At 48.7% G+C, this 18,085-nt stretch carries 9 protein-coding genes, 1 tRNA gene and 2 pseudogenes; 7 read left to right on the top strand and 5 right to left on the bottom strand.

Annotated elements, in window-relative coordinates:
- The 3 genes and pseudogenes from IQ270_RS19830 to IQ270_RS19820 all read right to left on the bottom strand — a co-directional run.
- Positions 1 to 686: pseudogene (locus IQ270_RS19830) on the bottom strand (hypothetical protein); the annotation flags it as partial.
- Between the two features lie 390 nt (positions 687 to 1,076).
- Positions 1,077 to 3,824, bottom strand: a complete 2,748-nt coding sequence (locus IQ270_RS19825; protein ID WP_193974856.1) for a DEAD/DEAH box helicase — start codon at positions 3,822 to 3,824, stop codon at positions 1,077 to 1,079.
- 271 nt (positions 3,825 to 4,095) lie between these two features.
- On the bottom strand, positions 4,096 to 6,489 hold the full coding sequence (locus IQ270_RS19820; protein ID WP_339384235.1) for a phosphodiester glycosidase family protein: 2,394 nt from the start codon (positions 6,487 to 6,489) through the stop codon (positions 4,096 to 4,098).
- A 675-nt stretch (positions 6,490 to 7,164) separates the two neighbouring features.
- Between IQ270_RS19820 and IQ270_RS19815 the strand changes: the two genes are divergently transcribed.
- Positions 7,165 to 11,898 (top strand): glutamate synthase-related protein, encoded by a 4,734-nt coding sequence (locus tag IQ270_RS19815; RefSeq protein WP_193974854.1) that lies wholly within the window; start codon positions 7,165 to 7,167, stop codon positions 11,896 to 11,898.
- A gap of 217 nt (positions 11,899 to 12,115) precedes the next feature.
- Here IQ270_RS19815 and IQ270_RS19810 read toward each other — a convergent pair whose 3' ends face one another.
- Entirely contained in the window at positions 12,116 to 12,415 is a 300-nt protein-coding gene (locus IQ270_RS19810; RefSeq protein ID WP_193974853.1) for a DUF6444 domain-containing protein, read from the bottom strand.
- Between the two features lie 52 nt (positions 12,416 to 12,467).
- Here IQ270_RS19810 and IQ270_RS19805 point away from each other — a divergent pair, with 52 nt between their 5' ends.
- On the top strand, positions 12,468 to 13,046 hold the full coding sequence (locus IQ270_RS19805) for an ISAs1 family transposase (RefSeq protein ID WP_339384236.1): 579 nt from the start codon (positions 12,468 to 12,470) through the stop codon (positions 13,044 to 13,046).
- Between the two features lie 189 nt (positions 13,047 to 13,235).
- Positions 13,236 to 13,461, top strand: a pseudogene (locus IQ270_RS19800) (transposase); the annotation flags it as partial.
- A gap of 236 nt (positions 13,462 to 13,697) precedes the next feature.
- Here IQ270_RS19800 and IQ270_RS19795 read toward each other — a convergent pair.
- The gene (locus IQ270_RS19795; protein ID WP_193974852.1) at positions 13,698 to 15,386 is read right to left on the bottom strand and encodes a glycoside hydrolase family 44 protein; all 1,689 of its coding nucleotides are present in this window, start codon (positions 15,384 to 15,386) and stop codon (positions 13,698 to 13,700) included.
- A 395-nt stretch (positions 15,387 to 15,781) separates the two neighbouring features.
- Here IQ270_RS19795 and IQ270_RS19785 point away from each other — a divergent pair, with 395 nt between their 5' ends.
- The 4 genes from IQ270_RS19785 to IQ270_RS19770 all read left to right on the top strand — a co-directional run.
- The gene (locus IQ270_RS19785; protein ID WP_193974850.1) at positions 15,782 to 15,985 is read left to right on the top strand and encodes a hypothetical protein; all 204 of its coding nucleotides are present in this window, start codon (positions 15,782 to 15,784) and stop codon (positions 15,983 to 15,985) included.
- Positions 15,986 to 16,133: 148 nt separating this feature from the next.
- Positions 16,134 to 16,206, top strand: a tRNA-Ala gene (locus IQ270_RS19780).
- A gap of 122 nt (positions 16,207 to 16,328) precedes the next feature.
- Complete coding sequence (gcvT, locus tag IQ270_RS19775; RefSeq protein ID WP_193974849.1) at positions 16,329 to 17,480, top strand: glycine cleavage system aminomethyltransferase GcvT; 1,152 nt, start codon at positions 16,329 to 16,331, stop codon at positions 17,478 to 17,480.
- A gap of 336 nt (positions 17,481 to 17,816) precedes the next feature.
- Positions 17,817 to 18,085: glycine cleavage system protein H (locus tag IQ270_RS19770; protein ID WP_193974848.1), on the top strand; the 269-nt coding region annotated here is incomplete at its 3' end.

The raw sequence follows: 18,085 nt of genomic DNA, 5'->3' as shown, positions 1-18,085 counted from the left end.
GTCTTTGCCGAACCGTCGCTACCCCAGCGCCAGCCGAGATAGGTAGCGCGATCGGTGGCGATCGCCGCGGAGGAACCGGAGCTATTTTTCCAAGTCGCGACTGTTTGGCTGTTCGCGTCGGCGGGAATCAGGACACCGCCTTGAACTGAGGCATTTTGTTGTGCCGGGGGCATCCAATTGCTAGAAGTGGTGCAGGCGAGATCCCGACAGCGCGTGCGCGGTTCCGGTTCCGCCGGCTGGGTTAACGGAAAAGCCCAATAGGCCCCAAGCAGCGATCGTAAAGATTGCCGGACTAAAGCCGGGGAACTGCGGCCGACTGGGCCCGAAGCAATCAAGCGGCCGCCTCGGGATGCCCAAGCTTCTAAAACTTTAATTTGTGCCGGAGTCAAAGTTTCAATATTGGGCAAAAACAGGACGTTTACGCCGGCTAAATCCGCCACATTTTTAATTTCTTCGAGATTGATTGGTTTGTAAGCAATACCGCTTTCCCAGAGGCGGGTGGTAATCTTCACCCAGTCGGGAGAATTTTCGGAGCTGCGAACAACCCCCAGAACTACTTCTGCGAAACTCGCTGAGGGAAATAGGATGAATATATTTAGTAATGTACTTGCTAGAGTTCCAATTAAGACTCTTTGGCAGAAAGTGAAAAAGCGATTTTTTTGACTCTGGGAGCAGGCTTCAGGCATTGAACCGGGTTGTTTATTTTGTTGCATTGACACGATAATTATCCACCACACCGCTAGATAAAATTTCAATAACAATTTCGAGAGATCCATCCGCACCGTACAATTTTTTATCCTGTGCTGCAACCTGAATCAGGACAATATGCGATCTATCGATTTTGGATTTTAAATGTGGGTGTATTCCTCATGACTGTTGGCTGTTGACTGTTGACTGTTGACTGTTGACTGTTTGGACATTTGAACCATACCGATGCAGCCGGAAACGATATTAGATTAAAATCTGCGTGCATTTGGATTGAAAAACCCAAAATAAAGTTTAGATGCCCGACAGCTTACTTTATGCAACAGTCAACAGCTTTCCTGTCAACAGCTTTCCTGTCAACAGCTTTCCTGTCAACTATTTTCTGGCGTTGCAGCTTCATTCACTGGGAATCGATCGATCAACTGCATCGCCCGAGAAGCATTTCGGCGCAAACCATCGGAAACATGAGGAACGTGAGGAATCTGAGACAAGAAATCCAAAGTCCGGCGCAAAATCCGCACCACATCCCCTTCATCCAAACTCGTATGGCTAATCAGTTCCAGCCATTCAACACCCACAGCCCACTGTTCTACCAAAGTCACTAAATCGCGTTCCAGCCAAATCGGGATCGCAGCTTCGTGCTTGCGCTGCACTTGAAACAACCTGCGCCGCAGCCCTTTTTGCAGGTTGTCCAAAGGTGCCAAAACTTCCGGCGACAGCGAGTAGTGAGTCCAACTGTCGGGCCTGGAAACTTCCGTCACCAAAGCAGCGCAAGCAGCAGCGAGGTGGTGGGGGTCGAGTTCGTCAAACTCCGCCGACATCAGCGACAAACCCAACCACAGTTCGTTATCGCCGCGAATGGCAGCGCAGGCTTGACCCAAGATGGTGGGTACTAACCTGTCGGAGGTCTCGTCTCGGTTTCCATCTGGCGAAATTACTCTTTCCAAACAGCCGAAGTTCAGCAAAATGTCGATTAAGTTGAGAAATTCTTCCCAGTAGCGGGCTTGCTGCTTTTCTAAGTCTTGTTCGCTTTTGCGGATTTCTTTTTTGAATTCTTCCCGGCGGCGCTGGCGCTTGAGCAAGGTACCGGGATTGCCCCATTCTAGAACAGGGTGAGTTTCTAGTTTAGCTTCTAGGACTGCGATTTTTTGCTGTTGCTCGATCGCCTCCGGGCTCGGTTCCGGTGCTGGCAATTCTGGGATTAATTGAGCAATTGAAATAGTTTCTTCGTTTCCCAAGCGGCACTGGCCGAGTCTGAGGGTCATTTCCGGCGGCGGGTTCAAGGTATCTGCGGCGCTAAAACGGGGTAGTTCGGCGTGCAGGGCGGCGACATCGCTAATGGCGACGATATACCAGCGGTTATCTTTGCCCAAGCACACCAAATTTGGTGCTTGGCCCGAACCTGCGATTTTGGCAACCAGTACGGCGGGCACGGGAGTTGTGTGCGATCGTTTAGCTGTGGGAACGTGCTTTCCCTTGAGGCTCAAAACCGTGCCGAGCACTGCAAAAGCTACAGCTACGGACATCTCCTTGATTCGAGCTTCTTCTGCTTGCTGCAATAGAGTTTTGAGCAAACGTTTGTCTTCTTTGAGCCTTCCCTGCAATTTTTCGTAATGGGCGAGGTGTTTTTCCATGCTAGAGACATTGCCTCCAGCCGCCAGGGACTTTTCGAGCACCGCCAATTCTGTTTGCAGCCGGTCTAATTCTGCTTGCTGCGGCTGCAAGTACAAGGTTGACAGGTATTGGCCAAAGCTCCGCTCTACCAACTCTTGAGCTTGATCGATCGTGTGAGTTTGCAGTAAGTTCAGCACCATGCCGTAGCTGGGCGTAAATTGACTGGCGAGGGGGTCGGCTTTGGCTGTTGCCAAATAGGAGGCTTCTTTTGCGCCTTCAAAGCGCGTCTGAACTGCTACTACGTGCCCGAGCTTGTCCATCCCCCGCCGACCGGCCCGACCGGCCATTTGCAGGAATTCTGAAGCGTTTAGCAGTCGGTGTCCTTTGTCGGTGCGTTTGGACAGGGTGGAAATGACTGTGGTGCGGGCGGGCATATTAATCCCGGCTGCGAGGGTTTCGGTGGCAAATACAACTTTAATCAAACCTCTACCGAAGAGTTCTTCTACTAAGCCTTTCCAAGCGGGCAAAATGCCTGCGTGGTGGGCTGCGATGCCTTTTAAAAGTGCTTCTTTTTGACCTAAACGTTCTGCTTCTGGGTTTCGCTCTAAAAAATTGTCAATGATGCGTTTGAGTTCGGCTGTTTCGGCTTCGTTAACCAGGGATAAATTTCCGACTTCTGCGACTGCTTGGTCGCACCCGCGACGGCTGAAGATGAAGTAGATTGCTGGGAGCATATCTCGATCGTCCAACCGACACAAAACATCGGTCAAACTGGGAGTAGGAATGCTGCCTCTTTCTGCTTTTTGCTTCTTTTTGGGGACTAGCCGGATATTCGCTCTTTTGCCGGTTTCGTCTAGGAGGGGGAATATGCCTTTTTGATTGGCGAAGTGGAATTGCAGCGGTACCGGCCGAAAGTCTGAGTAGACGAGCTCTGTGGGCCCGTGGACTTTGTTAATCCAGTCTGTCAGTTGGCCGCTATTGGCGACGGTGGCTGAGAGCGCCAGCAGTTGAATTTCGCTGGAACAGTAGATGATCGATTCTTCCCAGACTGTACCGCGCTGGCGATCGTTCATGTAGTGACATTCGTCGAGCACCACGGTTTCGACTCCGGTGAGGGAAGTACCCACAGCTCCGATCGGCGTACCGTAGAGCATATTCCGAAATATTTCGGTAGTCATCACCAAAATCGGCGCATCTCGATTGACGGAGATGTCGCCCGTCAGCAAACCTACCATCTCGTCTCCAAATTCTCTGCGGAAGTCGCGCAGCTTTTGGTTGGAGAGAGCTTTCAGGGGAGTGGTGTAGAATACGCGCCGCCCCCTAAATAGTGCTTGATGGATGGCGTATTCGCCGATTAACGTTTTCCCCGAGCCCGTGGGAGCGCACACGACAACGGACTTACCTGCATCGAGGGCGACAATCGCCTGTCTCTGAAAGTTATCTAGCTCGAAGGGAAATATGGTCTTCAGATCCAGCTCTGGGCGGTTCTGGGAATTATCTGGCACAAGAATTATTATGAGGTTTCAGGGTAATTTTGCTTAAATCTTGCTGAAAGCAAGTCAGCAGAGGACTGTATTGATTTTAGACCTTCGTCAGCCGATCGGCTATGAAGTCATTAGTCATCAGTCATCAGTCATTAGTAACAATTACTAATGCGCCATGCGCCATGCGCCATTGCCCATTCCCAATTCCCCTGTGTATGATTGCTGTTATTTCGACTGTTCCTGTGGTGCAGCTTGCTTCTGGCGATCGGCTTTTACTGCAAGCCTATAAGTATTATGGTTGAATGAAAATGCCGATCGCATTGTGGACTCTGGCAGCAGTTGACGGCGGGCGATCGAGCAAACTGCCTCCCAAATACAAACTCGTCGAACTTCCCCCATCCAAGTTTAAAGCCTCCACAGCACCCATTTGCTGCAATATCTGCGCCAGTTCGGCGAAATTTGGTCCCGCCCCGCCCGCGCGATTGTGCACGGCTACAATCAGCAAATTCCCCGCAGCATTTCGCCCGATCGCACTCCGAATCGCCGTCTGTCGAACATAGGCATCGCTAAACCCTTCCGCCTTCGCATCCAGCACAACTCGACTGTTTTGTACTAACACCGGCCCGCCTCCTAAAATGTAAGGAAAACGGTTGAAATCCGCAGGAATTGTCTTACTTTCCAAACGCAATAAAGTGCCTGTCGAAAGTTGAGGTGCAGGGGAAAAATCGGAACGCAAAGCCAAAACATAACCGTTTGCTGGAATCGGAAAATTTGTTTTTCCCGGAGCCCCTCCGGGAGATTGGCTGACAACTGTATCGCCCGCAACTGTCACAACAATTTCATTATCAGAAAACGGAGTATAAGTTGTGCCCCAATCGGGATTGTAGCGGCGGATTCCTGATGTCACGTAGGCACTATTTAACTGTGAAACAAACAAACGTTGATTTGCAGGAGTTATCAAAGTTTCTTGCAGTGTCAAACGATCGATCGCAAATTCTCCCCGATCGTTCCAGGCGATCGCCCCCCGATTCAAAATTGGCCCGGAAAGCCATTTGTTGTCGCGCCGGATCGCGCCTAAAGCTAGTCGTTCGATTCGATTAAAAAATCCTGCGTTAATTGCAGCAGCCGTTCCCGAAACTTCTGCTGTTTGCAACAGAGGTGCAGTGCCTTTATCTGTCGGCGGATTGCTGAGTATCGGTCTGATTTTAACATTCTTTTGGCGGGGATTGACTTCTAAAAAAACTACGGGAAAACGAGCTGTTCCTAAAGTTTGATACTGCTGCCTCCACCGCACGCCCGGAGCCCAAAGAAGATTTTTTTCTACTAAGGAATCGGGCCGAATGTCGATTACTAATCGATTGGGATTTCCTAAACTGAAAACTTGCGGCCGCCAACCTAATGGAATTTTAAATGTGACTTTGGTTTGATTTCCCGCAGGTTCGACTTTTAGAGATAGTAATTGTTTGCTGGTGGCAAAGGCGCGCTGAATTAAAGCGGGTGCGATTTGGGCATTCAGGGCGATCGACCATTCCTGACCAATTATTGTCGCAGCAGGTGCTACTGGGAGCGGTAAGGAAGGTTTGGTCGGGTCGTCTGGTGTTTCGAGGTTTGGCGCTGCCAGGGTTATAGCTTGTGGAATAGCGGGTTTTGTAGGGTCGTCGGGAGTGTCTTTCGGTGCGGGTGTTGGGGACGGGCTCGGTGGATCGACGAAGTTGACTTGCCACGGGGCGGGGCGATCGAGATCGAGAACTGTGCGATCGCCCCATTCTCTGGCTGCTTGCCGAATGCCGATAACATTGGCAGTTGGAGAGGTAATTTTTAGAACATTGCCCTCGGCAGATATCTGCCAGCCGGCAAGTCTGGCAAAATCTGTAACATCCAAATAGCGATACGGCCCCGTGGCCCGGGCTGTCAAACTTTTAGCGCCCGTGAAAGATACCGAAAACCACTGGACTGGTTGTTTGTTACTGTCGGCGGTGTTGAGCAAATCCACTCCCGCATTTTGCATCAAGCCAACATCGGCAATCCAAGTTCGTAAGTTTGCAGAAGTGCTGTTTGTTGGCTGCACAGTCCAAGCTAGGGGGAAAATGCGACCGTTTAAAGACACTTGGCGGCCTTGTCTGATTGTCGAAGCGCGGATGATGGATTGAGTCAAAAACCGATAGTCCGACAGGGGTTGAAACCCCTCTCTCATAGCTGAATTCCTCCTAAGAGGACTGTCGGTCAATATTTCAGTTGGTTTTAACCCAGATGTTGCACCATTTTCAATAAGCTGTTGATCAACAGCCAAGATGCCTGTTCCACCAGAAAGTTGAGATTTTGTGGAACGGGCATCTTGCCCGTTGTTGAAAATGGTGGAAGATGTCAGTTTTAACCCAGATGTTGCACCATTTTCAATAAGCTGTTGATCAACAGCCAAGATGCCTGTTCCACCAGAAAGTTGAGATTTTGTGGAACGGGCATCTTGCCCGTTGTTGAAAATGGTGGAAGATGTCAGTTTTAACTGACTTTCGCTATAAGCTGGGGAATTAATTCCCTCGCCGGCTGTGACATCATGAGTTAGCCGGGCCCTCTCCCCTTCTTGGGCTTTGGCGGCCAGATTCCAGACTGAACAAAGGACGATCGCCAGTACGGGCGAAATCGAGACTGACAATATCGAAGCGCGATCGGACAATTTACGTTTCACTAAATCACAACCTAGTAATGGCGCGGGGCAGGTTTTGGACAAAACTTATCTGTATTAGCCAGTGTTTCGACGCACTCGCCCTCCCTTACTATGTTGTCAAAATTTTGAGCCCAAATTTGGAATTTTCTTGATAAACTGGATGTTTGCGGCCTGGGAGTTGGCTGCACGATCGAAAGAGTGAGTTTCAACGGCGATCGACCACGCTGCTACACTGCACCTACTAATTCAAAGCGGGCTGGTAGTTTTTGTGTCTGCTGGCGCTGTGTCAACTAATTCCCCAGCGCAGTTGGCAGAATTAAGCTAAAGTCAATAGTCTGTGTTCGCCCCGCCAGGCAGAGCGAGCGGATTCAGGAATCAGAAACTCTAAAAATTAGATCCGTTGCCATGTATCTAAATTAAATTGCAAGGTGGCAATTTTCAAAAGAATCACTCGTCTACAACAGAAGCGTATTCTATGAGACATCTCCAAAGCGATTCGATCGAGATAATTTAAAATCGGCCAACAGGGTTTCAGTCTTAAGTGCAGGTAGCATCTACGTAAATTTTTATCAAATCAGCTTGCTATGTGCTGTTTCAAGATTTACTAAGCTCCCACCGCTCGGCAGCGCATTGTCTCTCCGAGCTATAAAAACAAATCAACCACACAATCACCAACAAAAATAACATTCAATCAACATGGGTAACACGATCGATCCAAACAGCAACGTGCATCAGACTCAACGAGGAACTCCCTATGCCGGCCAAAGCTGGTTAGTGGAAGAAAGAGATGCCTGCGGTGTAGGCTTTATTGCCAACCAAAACGGTAAAGCTACTCACTCGCTGATTCAAAAAGCTCTGCCAGCCTTAACTTGTCTGGAACACCGCGGCGGTTGCAGCGCCGACTCTGATTCTGGAGACGGTGCTGGTTTGATGACGGCAATTCCTTGGGAATTGTTAAATTCCTGGTTCGCCGAACAGGGAATTGTCCCTCCAGCACAGGAAAACTGCGGCGTGGGAATGCTGTTTTTGTCCCCAGATGAAAATCAAGCGCAGATCGCGCGGCAGGTGGTAGAGAAAGTTGTGGTCGATCGGGGTTTCACTGTTGTAGGATGGCGAAAAGTTCCCGTTGTACCTTCGGTTTTGGGCCCGCAAGCCCTAGAAAATCAACCTAAAATCGAACAAGTCATCGTCACCTCACCGCAATTAACCGGAGATGACCTCGACAGACAGCTATTTCTGCTGCGCCGCACCATCGGACACGAGCTTTCCCATCGCCCAGGCTTCACTCGCCAAGAATTTTATACTTGCTCTTTCTCCTGTCGGACGATCGTCTATAAAGGCATGGTGCGATCGGCCGTACTGGCAGAATTTTACCCTGACCTGAAAAATCCCGCTTATAAAAGCTCCTTCGCCGTCTATCACCGCCGCTTCAGCACCAACACCATGCCCCGCTGGCACCTCGCCCAACCCATGCGCTTGCTGGGACACAACGGCGAAATTAACACGCTGTTGGGCAACATTACCTGGATGAAAGCGCGGCAAGCCAATTTATCTCACCCGAATTGGACTGAAGCAGATATCGATACGTTAAACCCAATTGTCAATTCCGACAGCAGCGATTCGGCAAACTTGGACAACGTGATGGAATTGTTGGTGCACTCGGGCCGCACTCCCCTGGAATCCCTGACAATTATGGTGCCAGAAGCCTACAAAAATCAGCCGGATTTGGCTGACTATCCCGAAATTGTCGATTTTTACGAATATTACAGCGGTCTTCAAGAACCTTGGGACGGCCCGGCACTGCTGGTGTTCAGCGACGGCAAGCAAGTAGGTGCTACGCTCGATCGCAACGGTTTGCGTCCGGCCCGCTACTGCATTACTAAAGACGGTTTGGTAATTGTCGCCTCCGAAGCCGGAGTTGTCGATATTCCCGAAGCAGATATTGTCGAAAAAGGGCGTTTGGGACCCGGACAAATGATCGCAGTTGACCTGCAAACCCACGAAATTCTCAAAAATTGGCAACTCAAACAGCGCATTGCTAAGCGGCACCCCTACGGCGAATGGCTCAAACAACACCGCGAAACCTTGGAGCCACAGCCTTTTGCGGAAACGGCAACTCTGGACTCCCAAACGCTGTTAGCAACCCAAACTGCTTTTGGCTACACGGCTGAAGATTTGGACATGGTGATTGTGGAGATGGCGAGTTCTGGGAAAGAACCGACTTTCTGCATGGGCGATGATATTCCTTTGGCTGTGTTGTCAGAAAAGCCTCAGTTGCTGTACAACTATTTCAAACAGCGCTTCGCTCAAGTGACAAATCCGCCGATCGACCCCCTGCGCGAGGGGATGGTGATGTCGCTGACGATGAATGTGGGTTTGCGGGGCAATTTACTCCAAGCAATCCCGGAAAATGCCAAGCGGCTGAAAATAGATTCCCCGGTACTCAACGACGCTGAACTGGATTTCTTGAAAGACCAAAAGTCCTTCCCCGCAACGCAACTGTCAACTCTTTACAAAATTGCTGCCGGGCCCGGAGGTCTACAAGGCGCAGTAGATCAACTTTGTCAAGAGGCAGTTGAGGCAGTTCGATCGGGCGCGAGAATTCTGATTTTGAGCGATCGAGTCTTGAAGGAAGAAGGAAACTTATCCTCTGCTGCGGGCGCGAGTGCTGAATTTACTTACATTCCGCCCTTGTTGGCAGTTGGCGCGGTGCACCACCACTTAATCGCCGTCGGTATGCGGATGAAAACTTCCCTGGTTGTGGATACCGCCCAATGCTGGAGCACTCACCACTTCGCGTGTTTGCTCGGTTACGGCGCAGTGGCTGTTTGCCCTTACCTGGCTTGGGAAAGCGTGCGTGGCTGGTGGTCTGACCCCAAGACTCAAAATTTGATGCAGCACGGCAAAGTTCCCAATATTACCGCGTCTCAGGCTCAAGCTAAATACCGCACAGCAGTTGAAAACGGCTTGCTGAAAATTATGTCGAAAATGGGAATTTCGCTGCTGTCGAGCTATCAGGGGGCGCAAATCTTTGAGGCGATCGGCATTGGCGCAGATTTGCTCGATTTGGGCTTCAAAGGCACTGTTTCTCGGATCGGCGGTTTGAGCGTGGCGGAACTGGCTAACGAGGTGATGTCTTTCCACAGTCAGGTTTTCCCGGAATTGAACCGGAAAAAGCTGGAAAATTTTGGCTTCGTGCAGTACCGCCGCGGTGGTGAATATCACATGAATAGCCCGGAAATGGCGAAGGCTTTGCACAAAGCCGTAGCTACTTTTAAGGCTAAGACTAACGGTAATGGCAACGGGGCTGCCTCAAAAATGACACCAATTGGTGACAAAAATTCGGAAACGGCCTACGACCATTACGAAGTGTACAAGCAACAGCTCGAAAACCGCCCGGTAACGGCTTTGCGCGATTTGCTGGATTTGAAAAGCGATCGCCCTCCCATCCCCATCGAAGAAGTCGAATCTGTAGCAGATGTTGCCCGTCGCTTCGCCACCGGCGGAATGTCCCTCGGCGCTTTGTCCCCGGAAGCCCACGAAACACTCGCCATTGCAATGAACCGCATCGGCGGCAAATCCAACTCCGGCGAAGGCGGCGAAGACCCGATTCGATACAATGTGCTCAACGATGTGAGTCCGGCCGGTTTCTCACAAACCCTACCTCACTTGAAAGGCTTGCAGAACGGCGATACAGCTTCTTCATCGATCAAACAAGTAGCTTCAGGGCGTTTCGGAGTGACTCCCGAGTACCTGATGAACGCCAAACAAATCGAAATCAAAATCGCACAAGGTGCGAAACCGGGTGAGGGCGGTCAGCTGCCGGGGGCGAAAGTGAGCCAGTATATCGCCTTTTTGCGCCGCTCGAAACCGGGTGTCACCTTAATTTCTCCTCCTCCTCACCACGACATTTATTCGATCGAGGATTTGGCACAGTTGATTTATGACTTGCACCAAATTAATGCGAAAGCCGGAGTTTCGGTGAAGTTGGTGTCGGAAGTCGGTATCGGCACTGTAGCAGCCGGTGTTGCTAAAGCCAATGCAGATGTGATTCAAATTTCCGGCCACGACGGCGGTACCGGTGCGTCCCCACTCTCGTCGATTAAACACGCTGGTTCTCCGTGGGAACTCGGATTGACAGAGGTTCACCGGGTGCTGATGGAGAATAAATTGCGCGATCGAGTTTTACTGCGCGTTGACGGCGGCTTCAAAACAGGCTGGGACGTGATTGTCGGCGCTTTGATGGGTGCCGAAGAGTACGGTTTCGGCACGGTGGCAATGATTGCTGAAGGCTGCATTATGGCTCGCGTTTGCCACATGAATAGTTGTCCGGTGGGCGTTACGACGCAGAAGGAAGAGTTGCGGAAGCGGTTCCCCGGTACGCCGGAACATGTTGTTAATTTCTTCTATTTCGTAGCAGAAGAAGTGCGGAGTTTGTTGGCGAAATTGGGTTATAAGTCGATCGCAGATATCATCGGCCGCGCGGATTTGCTGAAAATGCGCCAAGGGGTTCAACTAACTAAAACTCAAGCGATTAATTTGGATTGTTTGATGAAGTTACCGGATACTAAGAACGATCGATCTTTCTTGATTCACGGCGACGTACACACCAACGGGCCAGTGTTAGACGATGATTTGCTCGCAGATGCCCAAATTCAAAGCGCGATCGCCAATCAAACCAGTGCGAGCAAAAGTGTAAAATTGGTGAATACCGATCGCACTGTCGGCGCACGTTTGGCAGGTGCGATCGCCAAGCAATACGGTAACACCGGCTTTACTGGTCAAATCACCCTCAACTGCACTGGTAGCGCCGGCCAAAGCTTCGGCGCGTTCAATTTGCCGGGGATGACGCTGGTACTCTCAGGCCAAGCCAACGACTATGTTGGCAAAGGAATGCACGGCGGCGAAATTGCGATCGCACCGCCGGCTGGTGCAACTTACGATGCCTCGGAAAATGCGATCGTCGGTAACACCTGTTTGTACGGCGCGACGGGGGGAACTCTGTTAGCAGCAGGCAAAGCTGGCGAACGGTTCGCGGTTCGCAACTCAATGGCGAAAGCAGTCATTGAAGGTGCCGGCGATCACTGCTGCGAGTACATGACTGGTGGCGTTGTCGTGGTGTTAGGAAAAGTCGGCCGCAACGTCGGCGCTGGAATGACTGGCGGCTTGGCTTATTTCCTCGATGAAGACGGGACTTTCCCCGAACACGTCAACGGCGAAATTGTCAAGATGCAGCGCGTTTGTACCGCCGCCGGCGAAGCGCAATTGAAGGAGTTGATCGAGATGCAGTGCGATCGAACTGGCAGCAAAAAAGCCGCCAAGATTCTCGCAAATTGGGCAGAATACTTGCCGAAGTTCTGGCAAGTTGTGCCGCCTAGCGAAGCAAATTCACCGGAAGCTTCCGAACACAAGATTGCTGTGGAAGTTTAATTTTGCAGTTGGTTAAATAGATGAGGGGCGACGCGAGTTGCCCCTTTTTTCATTACATTGACATTTGACTCGTTGATATTCCGCCACTTCAATGGGTAAGGCTGCCGGCACACGCTACTTGCTGCTTGCTATAACCAATCGCATCACTTAATTCAGGGCTACCACAATGCTCACAATACTCAGGAGTGCTGATTTGATATCTATCTACTCGCCCAAATCATGAGCGGGTTTTACCGATATGTCCCCGCTGTCCTCCTGGTTTGCGCTTTGCCTCGGACTCTGACTCTTTTGAGTTGTCAAAAGCGGCTGTCTCTGATTTCTGTATCAGATCGCTCGATGGTGGTTTTGATGATGTTTTACTATTACTGAGCTGTCTCTCTTGGAGCTTTTCGAGCTTTTGTTGTAATTTTTCAATCAGCTTCTGTTGGGTGAGCACAATTTTGACCAGCTCCTGGTGGCTCAACTGGTCAACCATTTCTAATTTTAGTGCTGCTGATAACTCTGACTTTTCGCTCATCTGACTACATTACCATATTGTTCGGCTCGGGAGCGGAACTATTTTTACCTGAATCCTTACAAAAGGAGATTATATTTTAGCTTTAAAAGAAAATCAAAAACTCCTACATGAAGCCGTAAAAGAATGGTTTGAATTGGCAAAAATAACAGATTATTTAGGCAAAAAATACGACTATTATCAAAAAGTAGAAGCTGGACAGCATCGAGGGGAAAAAAGACAGGTCTGGACTGTTGATGTATCTGAATTACCACCTCTGCATAATCAAGCATTATGGACGGTATTAAAAACAGTTGTAATGATAGTTAGTGAACGACGGCTGTGGAATAAAACCACGACTGAAGCTCGTTTTTATTTGAGGAGCTTAAGCAGTAATGCTGAAACAATTGCCTTAGCAATCCGCAGTCATTGGGGAATAGAAAATAGCTTACATTGGACACTCGATGTTACATTGTCCGAAAATAAAATCCGGATTCGCAAACAAAACTCTCCCGAAAATTTGGCACTTCTACGTCGATTGGCAATAATTTTACTGAAACAAGAAAAAGCTTCTAAACAAAGTTTAAAAATGAAACGGTATCGAGCTGCAATGGACAATAACTATTTAGTTCAAATTTTAAACTCTGCCAGCTAACGCTCGAAATCTAACACCAATCTATTGTGAAATTGATCCGGCTTTAAAAAGTTTAGAAATTCTTAAAGTTTGGATTTAACCTGCTTAAGTGGAGTTAAAGTTAGGGATCTTAAGAAGGTTTTCTGGGTTGTTTAGTAATGCACAAATCCACCATTTTGTCAAATTAATTTAGATGCGTTTACCCTTGTGGGTTATGCAGCAGGTTTGTTGCTCAAATCCTTACGGGATCAGGCATAACAATGGTGGTATTTTCTCAATGACCCCTCGGTTCCTCCGGATCATAATAAAGCCGAACGTTCTCTACTCCTCGGCTGTCACGAAACGGAAAGTTTCTGGCGGCTCTCGTTCGATGAAACGATTTGACGAAACGGCTAATCTGCTGAGTGTGATTCAAACCTGTCGTTTTCAAGCTCAGTAATGACTTTTTTCCGTGAGGCTATGAATGCCCAATATGAGTGACTTTCCTCTGCCTGAGCTCATTCCCTTTTTTCAGACCTGAATCCTTACCATAAAACGATCGGTTGCGAGAGATTCTCAGTGCAACGTTGTTAGATGCGCTTGAACTTTTGAGAACAGGTGAAAGGTTGGTGGAGATTAGCGGGGATTAGTCGCCACAGTAAAAATTCCAATGCTACGAGATTTGACAACTGACTAAGCTTTCTCCTTGGGAATGGCAACCAAAGTGATAGAATTAGCGGGATAAGTTGCCTTAAATCCGGCGGCGCTGACAGCCAAATCATCCTGACGGACGATCGCCCCCAAGTTCGCCTCGCTGTAAGTGTAAAATTGAGCTTTGGCGGCTGGGTTAAATCCTTTCAAACTCAAGTTGCTAGTCAATTTTTTACTGGTTTTGTTAATAATTACCAGTGTCAAAGCACCGTCGTTAGTGCGTTGCGATCCGTAGATTGACAACTGTCCCCGATCTGTGCTGTGCGATCGCACCCAAGTATCCCCGTACTTGCCGCCCTTCCCGTCATAATTGAGGTACGTGCGGAAGGCATAGGAACCCGGTTCAGAAGACTTCGGAGGTCCCCACAGCGTCGCTAAATCCAGTTGTTCTTGCCCAAAAATCCCCAAGATGTCGGCTTGAGTCAACGCGCCGTTAATCGATTCCAAACCGCCCCAATTGTATTCAGTAATCGCGACTTTTGTACCAGGATAATCCTGCTTTACCCATTCTCTAAACCGGGGTATAATTGTTAGCGGCGGATTCGATTTACCAATCCAACTTTCATCGGTGTAAGTCGGGTCCCACAGAGAACGAGTCGATCGCAACCGCGCGGATTGCGTCTTAGCATCGCCGGCGGGACAATTCGCCACACAGAGGTCATCGACGACAGGATAGTAGTGTTCGTCAAAATAGTCGAGGATGCGAACACCTTTTTGCTGTTCGTAAGCGCGCATTTGTTGCAAGTACCACCGCGCAAACCAGACGCCCCCGTGTTTTTCGCGATCGCCCTTTACCAAAGAATCCGCATAGACTATCCAGCCAAAATCCGACGGGCCGAGTACCTTAGCGGTGGGATCTGTGGCTTTTACCATTGACGCATATTTGTAAGTGCGATCGCGCAATTCCTCGTAACTTGTCTGTTCTGGATGAACATCCCGGTGAGTGTTTCCCCAACCACTTGGTTCGTTGTCCATTTGATAAATTTCCGCGCCGCCCGATTCAGCAGTACCGTGGGTTTTAACTAAGTGTTGAACCCAAGCTTTTTGAAATTCTGGATTGCTAGTAATACTGACATCAAGGCGGTTGTTATCTGTTATCAAAGTGCCGTCTGGACGCTTTCCGTTGCCGCACTTGTCCCCTTCTGGAAAAATGTAAGGATTGGTTTTTTCTTGCGGGCCGTACTTGGATACTCGAAAGCCACAGTTCCAGATGCTCAATTTATTTACATAGCCAATTATCGGGATGGTAACGATACTTTTGCTACCGTTATTGCGGTTGGTTTTGACAATTTTATCGATAGAATCGCCGGGAACAGGATTTTTATTGTCGCCGCCGCCCACAAAGAAGAAGTCATCGCCAGCGTTGGACGAATCGACTAACCAGTTGTAGCGGCTGGTATGATTTGCGCCCCAGCGTTCGACTGGAATTCGTAACTCTTTGGCGAGGGCGGGATCTAGGGCATAATCGTTCATACCGTAGATGTCTGGGCTGATGGAATGGCGATCGGCTGTGACATCAACAGATAAGATGGGATTGGGTGTTTGGCCGATCGCGCTTTTGAAGTAAGCTGCGGTTACAGCGATTGTCAAAGTCGTGATTAAACCCAATAAAAATAGGACAAGCCGACGCGGTTTATTTTCGGAAGACTGCAATAAAAATCGTAAATTCATTAATTTATGATATAGCGTTTAATCAGGCTTGTTTAAAATATCCTACACTTTTGTATGTAATAAATTTCAGGATTGTCGATTAAAGCGCGATCGATTACGGTAGCTGTTGAGGAATCGAAGAAGTGCGATCGCACCTTACTCCCTCAAAAAAGCCGATCGATCCGGGCTACTGCGAGCGAGAATCGAAGAAGTGCGATCGCGCCACCGCCCCTTCAAAAGCTGAGCCAGCTATCATTTACTTTGCATATCGTAATTATCAAGAAAAGCTATAATTTTTTCTCAGTGCCTTTGGCTGCTCCCTGCGGGTTTTAAAGCAATAATTAAATGCGTGTAAGCTTATGTACACGGAGCCAAAACTTTTGTTACAATAGGTGAGCTGTTACAAATCGTAACTTATGCTGGTTTCTATTTTAATAATTGACGTTGCCCTAGTCGCTTGGTCTTTGCACCTAATGCAAGAGGCGATCGCGCAACGGGAATTTTCACTAATGCTAGCCGGCACCCTAGTTGCGGCCTCAGCCGCGGCCCTGCTAGTCGTTTACTTCCTCATGGGGTCTTGTTTAAGCCATTTAACCGAAATATCCCAACACACTTACTAAATCATAGTAGGGAGCGACCGTTATCCAAAAGCCACGAGATTTTAAAAAAAAGCCGAAAGCCTTGCCGCCCCAAGGCTCTAAACTAATTTCACCAAAAAGCTTGACAAACATCGGTTAGTTAAGGGATGATAAAGAGCGCGAAAAGAAAGGGGAATTAGCTCAGTTGGTAGAGCACTACAATGGCATTGTAGGGGTCAGCGGTTCGAGCCCGCTATTCTCCATAAACAAGATTAGATCGGACGGCGGTTGAAACCACCTCTACAAAAACTTTCAACCACCTCTACAAACTAAAAAAAATCAGGTAGTTTTAACCAATATAACCGCAAAAAAAGCGACTAAACCCGTGGCAAAGTCAACTGAACCCAACAATCCAGAGAGTCCGAGTCAACTTGCGCGATCGCCTCTGTACGAACTATCATTAGAGCTCAAAGGTCGGATGGTACCCTTTTCCGGGTGGGAGATGGCAGTGCAGTACGCAGGCATCAGCAGCGAACACCAAGCAGTACGCCAGCAAGCAGGAATGTTCGACATTTCCCACATGGGAAAATTCTGTTTGAAAGGAAAACAACTAATAGAAAAATTTCAACCCTTAGTACCCTCAGACTTGAGCCGCTTGCAACCAGGTCAAGCTCAATATACAGTCTTGCTAAACAACAAAGGCTGCATCCTAGACGACATTATTTTCTACTGCCAAGAACCAGACGCTACCACTGGCGAAGAACGCGCAGCAATCATTGTCAACGCCGCCACTTGCATTACAGACAAAGCCTGGATTGCCGCCCACTTAGAATTGAGCGGAATCTGTTTTAAAGACATCTCCGAAGACAAAGTTTTAATTGCAATTCAAGGCCCCGAAGCAGTCAACTACATCCAGCCTTTTGTGGAAGACAACCTCGCACCAATTAAGGCATTCGGACACTTAGAAACAAAACTGTTAGGACAGCCGAGTTTTATCGCCCGAACTGGCTACACCGGCGAAGATGGATTTGAAATCATGGTCGATATCGAAGTAGGAAAAGAACTGTGGCAAAAACTTTTAGCTGCTGGCGTTGTCCCTTGCGGATTGGGTGCCAGAGATACCCTGCGTTTAGAAGCAGCAATGGCACTTTACGGTCAAGATATCGACGAGAATATTACACCTTTTGAGGCTGGATTGGGTTGGATAGTTCACCTCGACAGCAAAGGCGATTTTATTGGTCGCGAGGTTTTAGAACAGCAGAAAGCAAATGGAGTATCGAAGCGGTTGGTAGGGTTAGAAATGCAGGGGCGGCACATTGCGCGCCACGGCTATCCGGTAATATTTGAAAGCGAAAAAGTAGGAGAAGTTACTAGCGGTACACTATCGCCTACACTGAATCGGGCCGTTGCCCTGGCAGTTGTGCCGGCAAAACTAGCTAAAATCGGGCAGCAGTTAGAAGTCGAGATTCGCGGGAAAAACTACTCGGCTGCAGTAGTCAAAAAGCCATTTTATCGCTCTCAAAGCCGCCCAAATTAAATAAGGTTCGTAGTGAGGACTTTAGTTTTTCCCCCTGAGATTTTTTAGATAGCAATCCTAAATTAAATTGTGGGATGAGTAATCTAGTTGTGGGATGAGTAATCTTAACAAATCTAGCATTCAAGCCCGAACCACATTCATAACTGACTTGGGATTGCTATATATTAGACCTCTTGCAAAAATAATTAGGACGGGCTCTCCGGCCCATCCCACAAGAAAAGATAATTCTTGTGGGATGGGCCTGAGAGCCCGTCCGATCAATTGATGAAAAGGATTTTTGCAAGAGGTATATTATTTACGAAGGGAAACTATACTTTTTTACCGCAAGGAATTCACATGACACTAACATACCCCGACGACCTGAAATACCTAGACACTCACGAATACATCCGACTCGAAGGAGAAATAGCCACCATCGGCATTAGTGGGTTTGCAGTTGACCAACTCGGCGATATCGTGTTTCTAGATTTGCCGGAAGTCGATGCTCGCCTAGAAAAAGGCGAAGCTTTCGGTACAGTCGAGTCAGTGAAAGCAGTAGAAGATTTGAAAGCGCCCGTTACGGGTACAATCGTAGAACGCAATGATCAGATTGTAGAGTCTCCCGA

The organism is Microcoleus sp. LEGE 07076 (assembly GCF_015207455.1).
Lineage (GTDB): Bacteria > Cyanobacteriota > Cyanobacteriia > Cyanobacteriales > Microcoleaceae > Microcoleus.
Note: the sequence above shows the minus strand (reverse complement) of the source record. Positions and strands in the feature narration are given on the sequence as shown.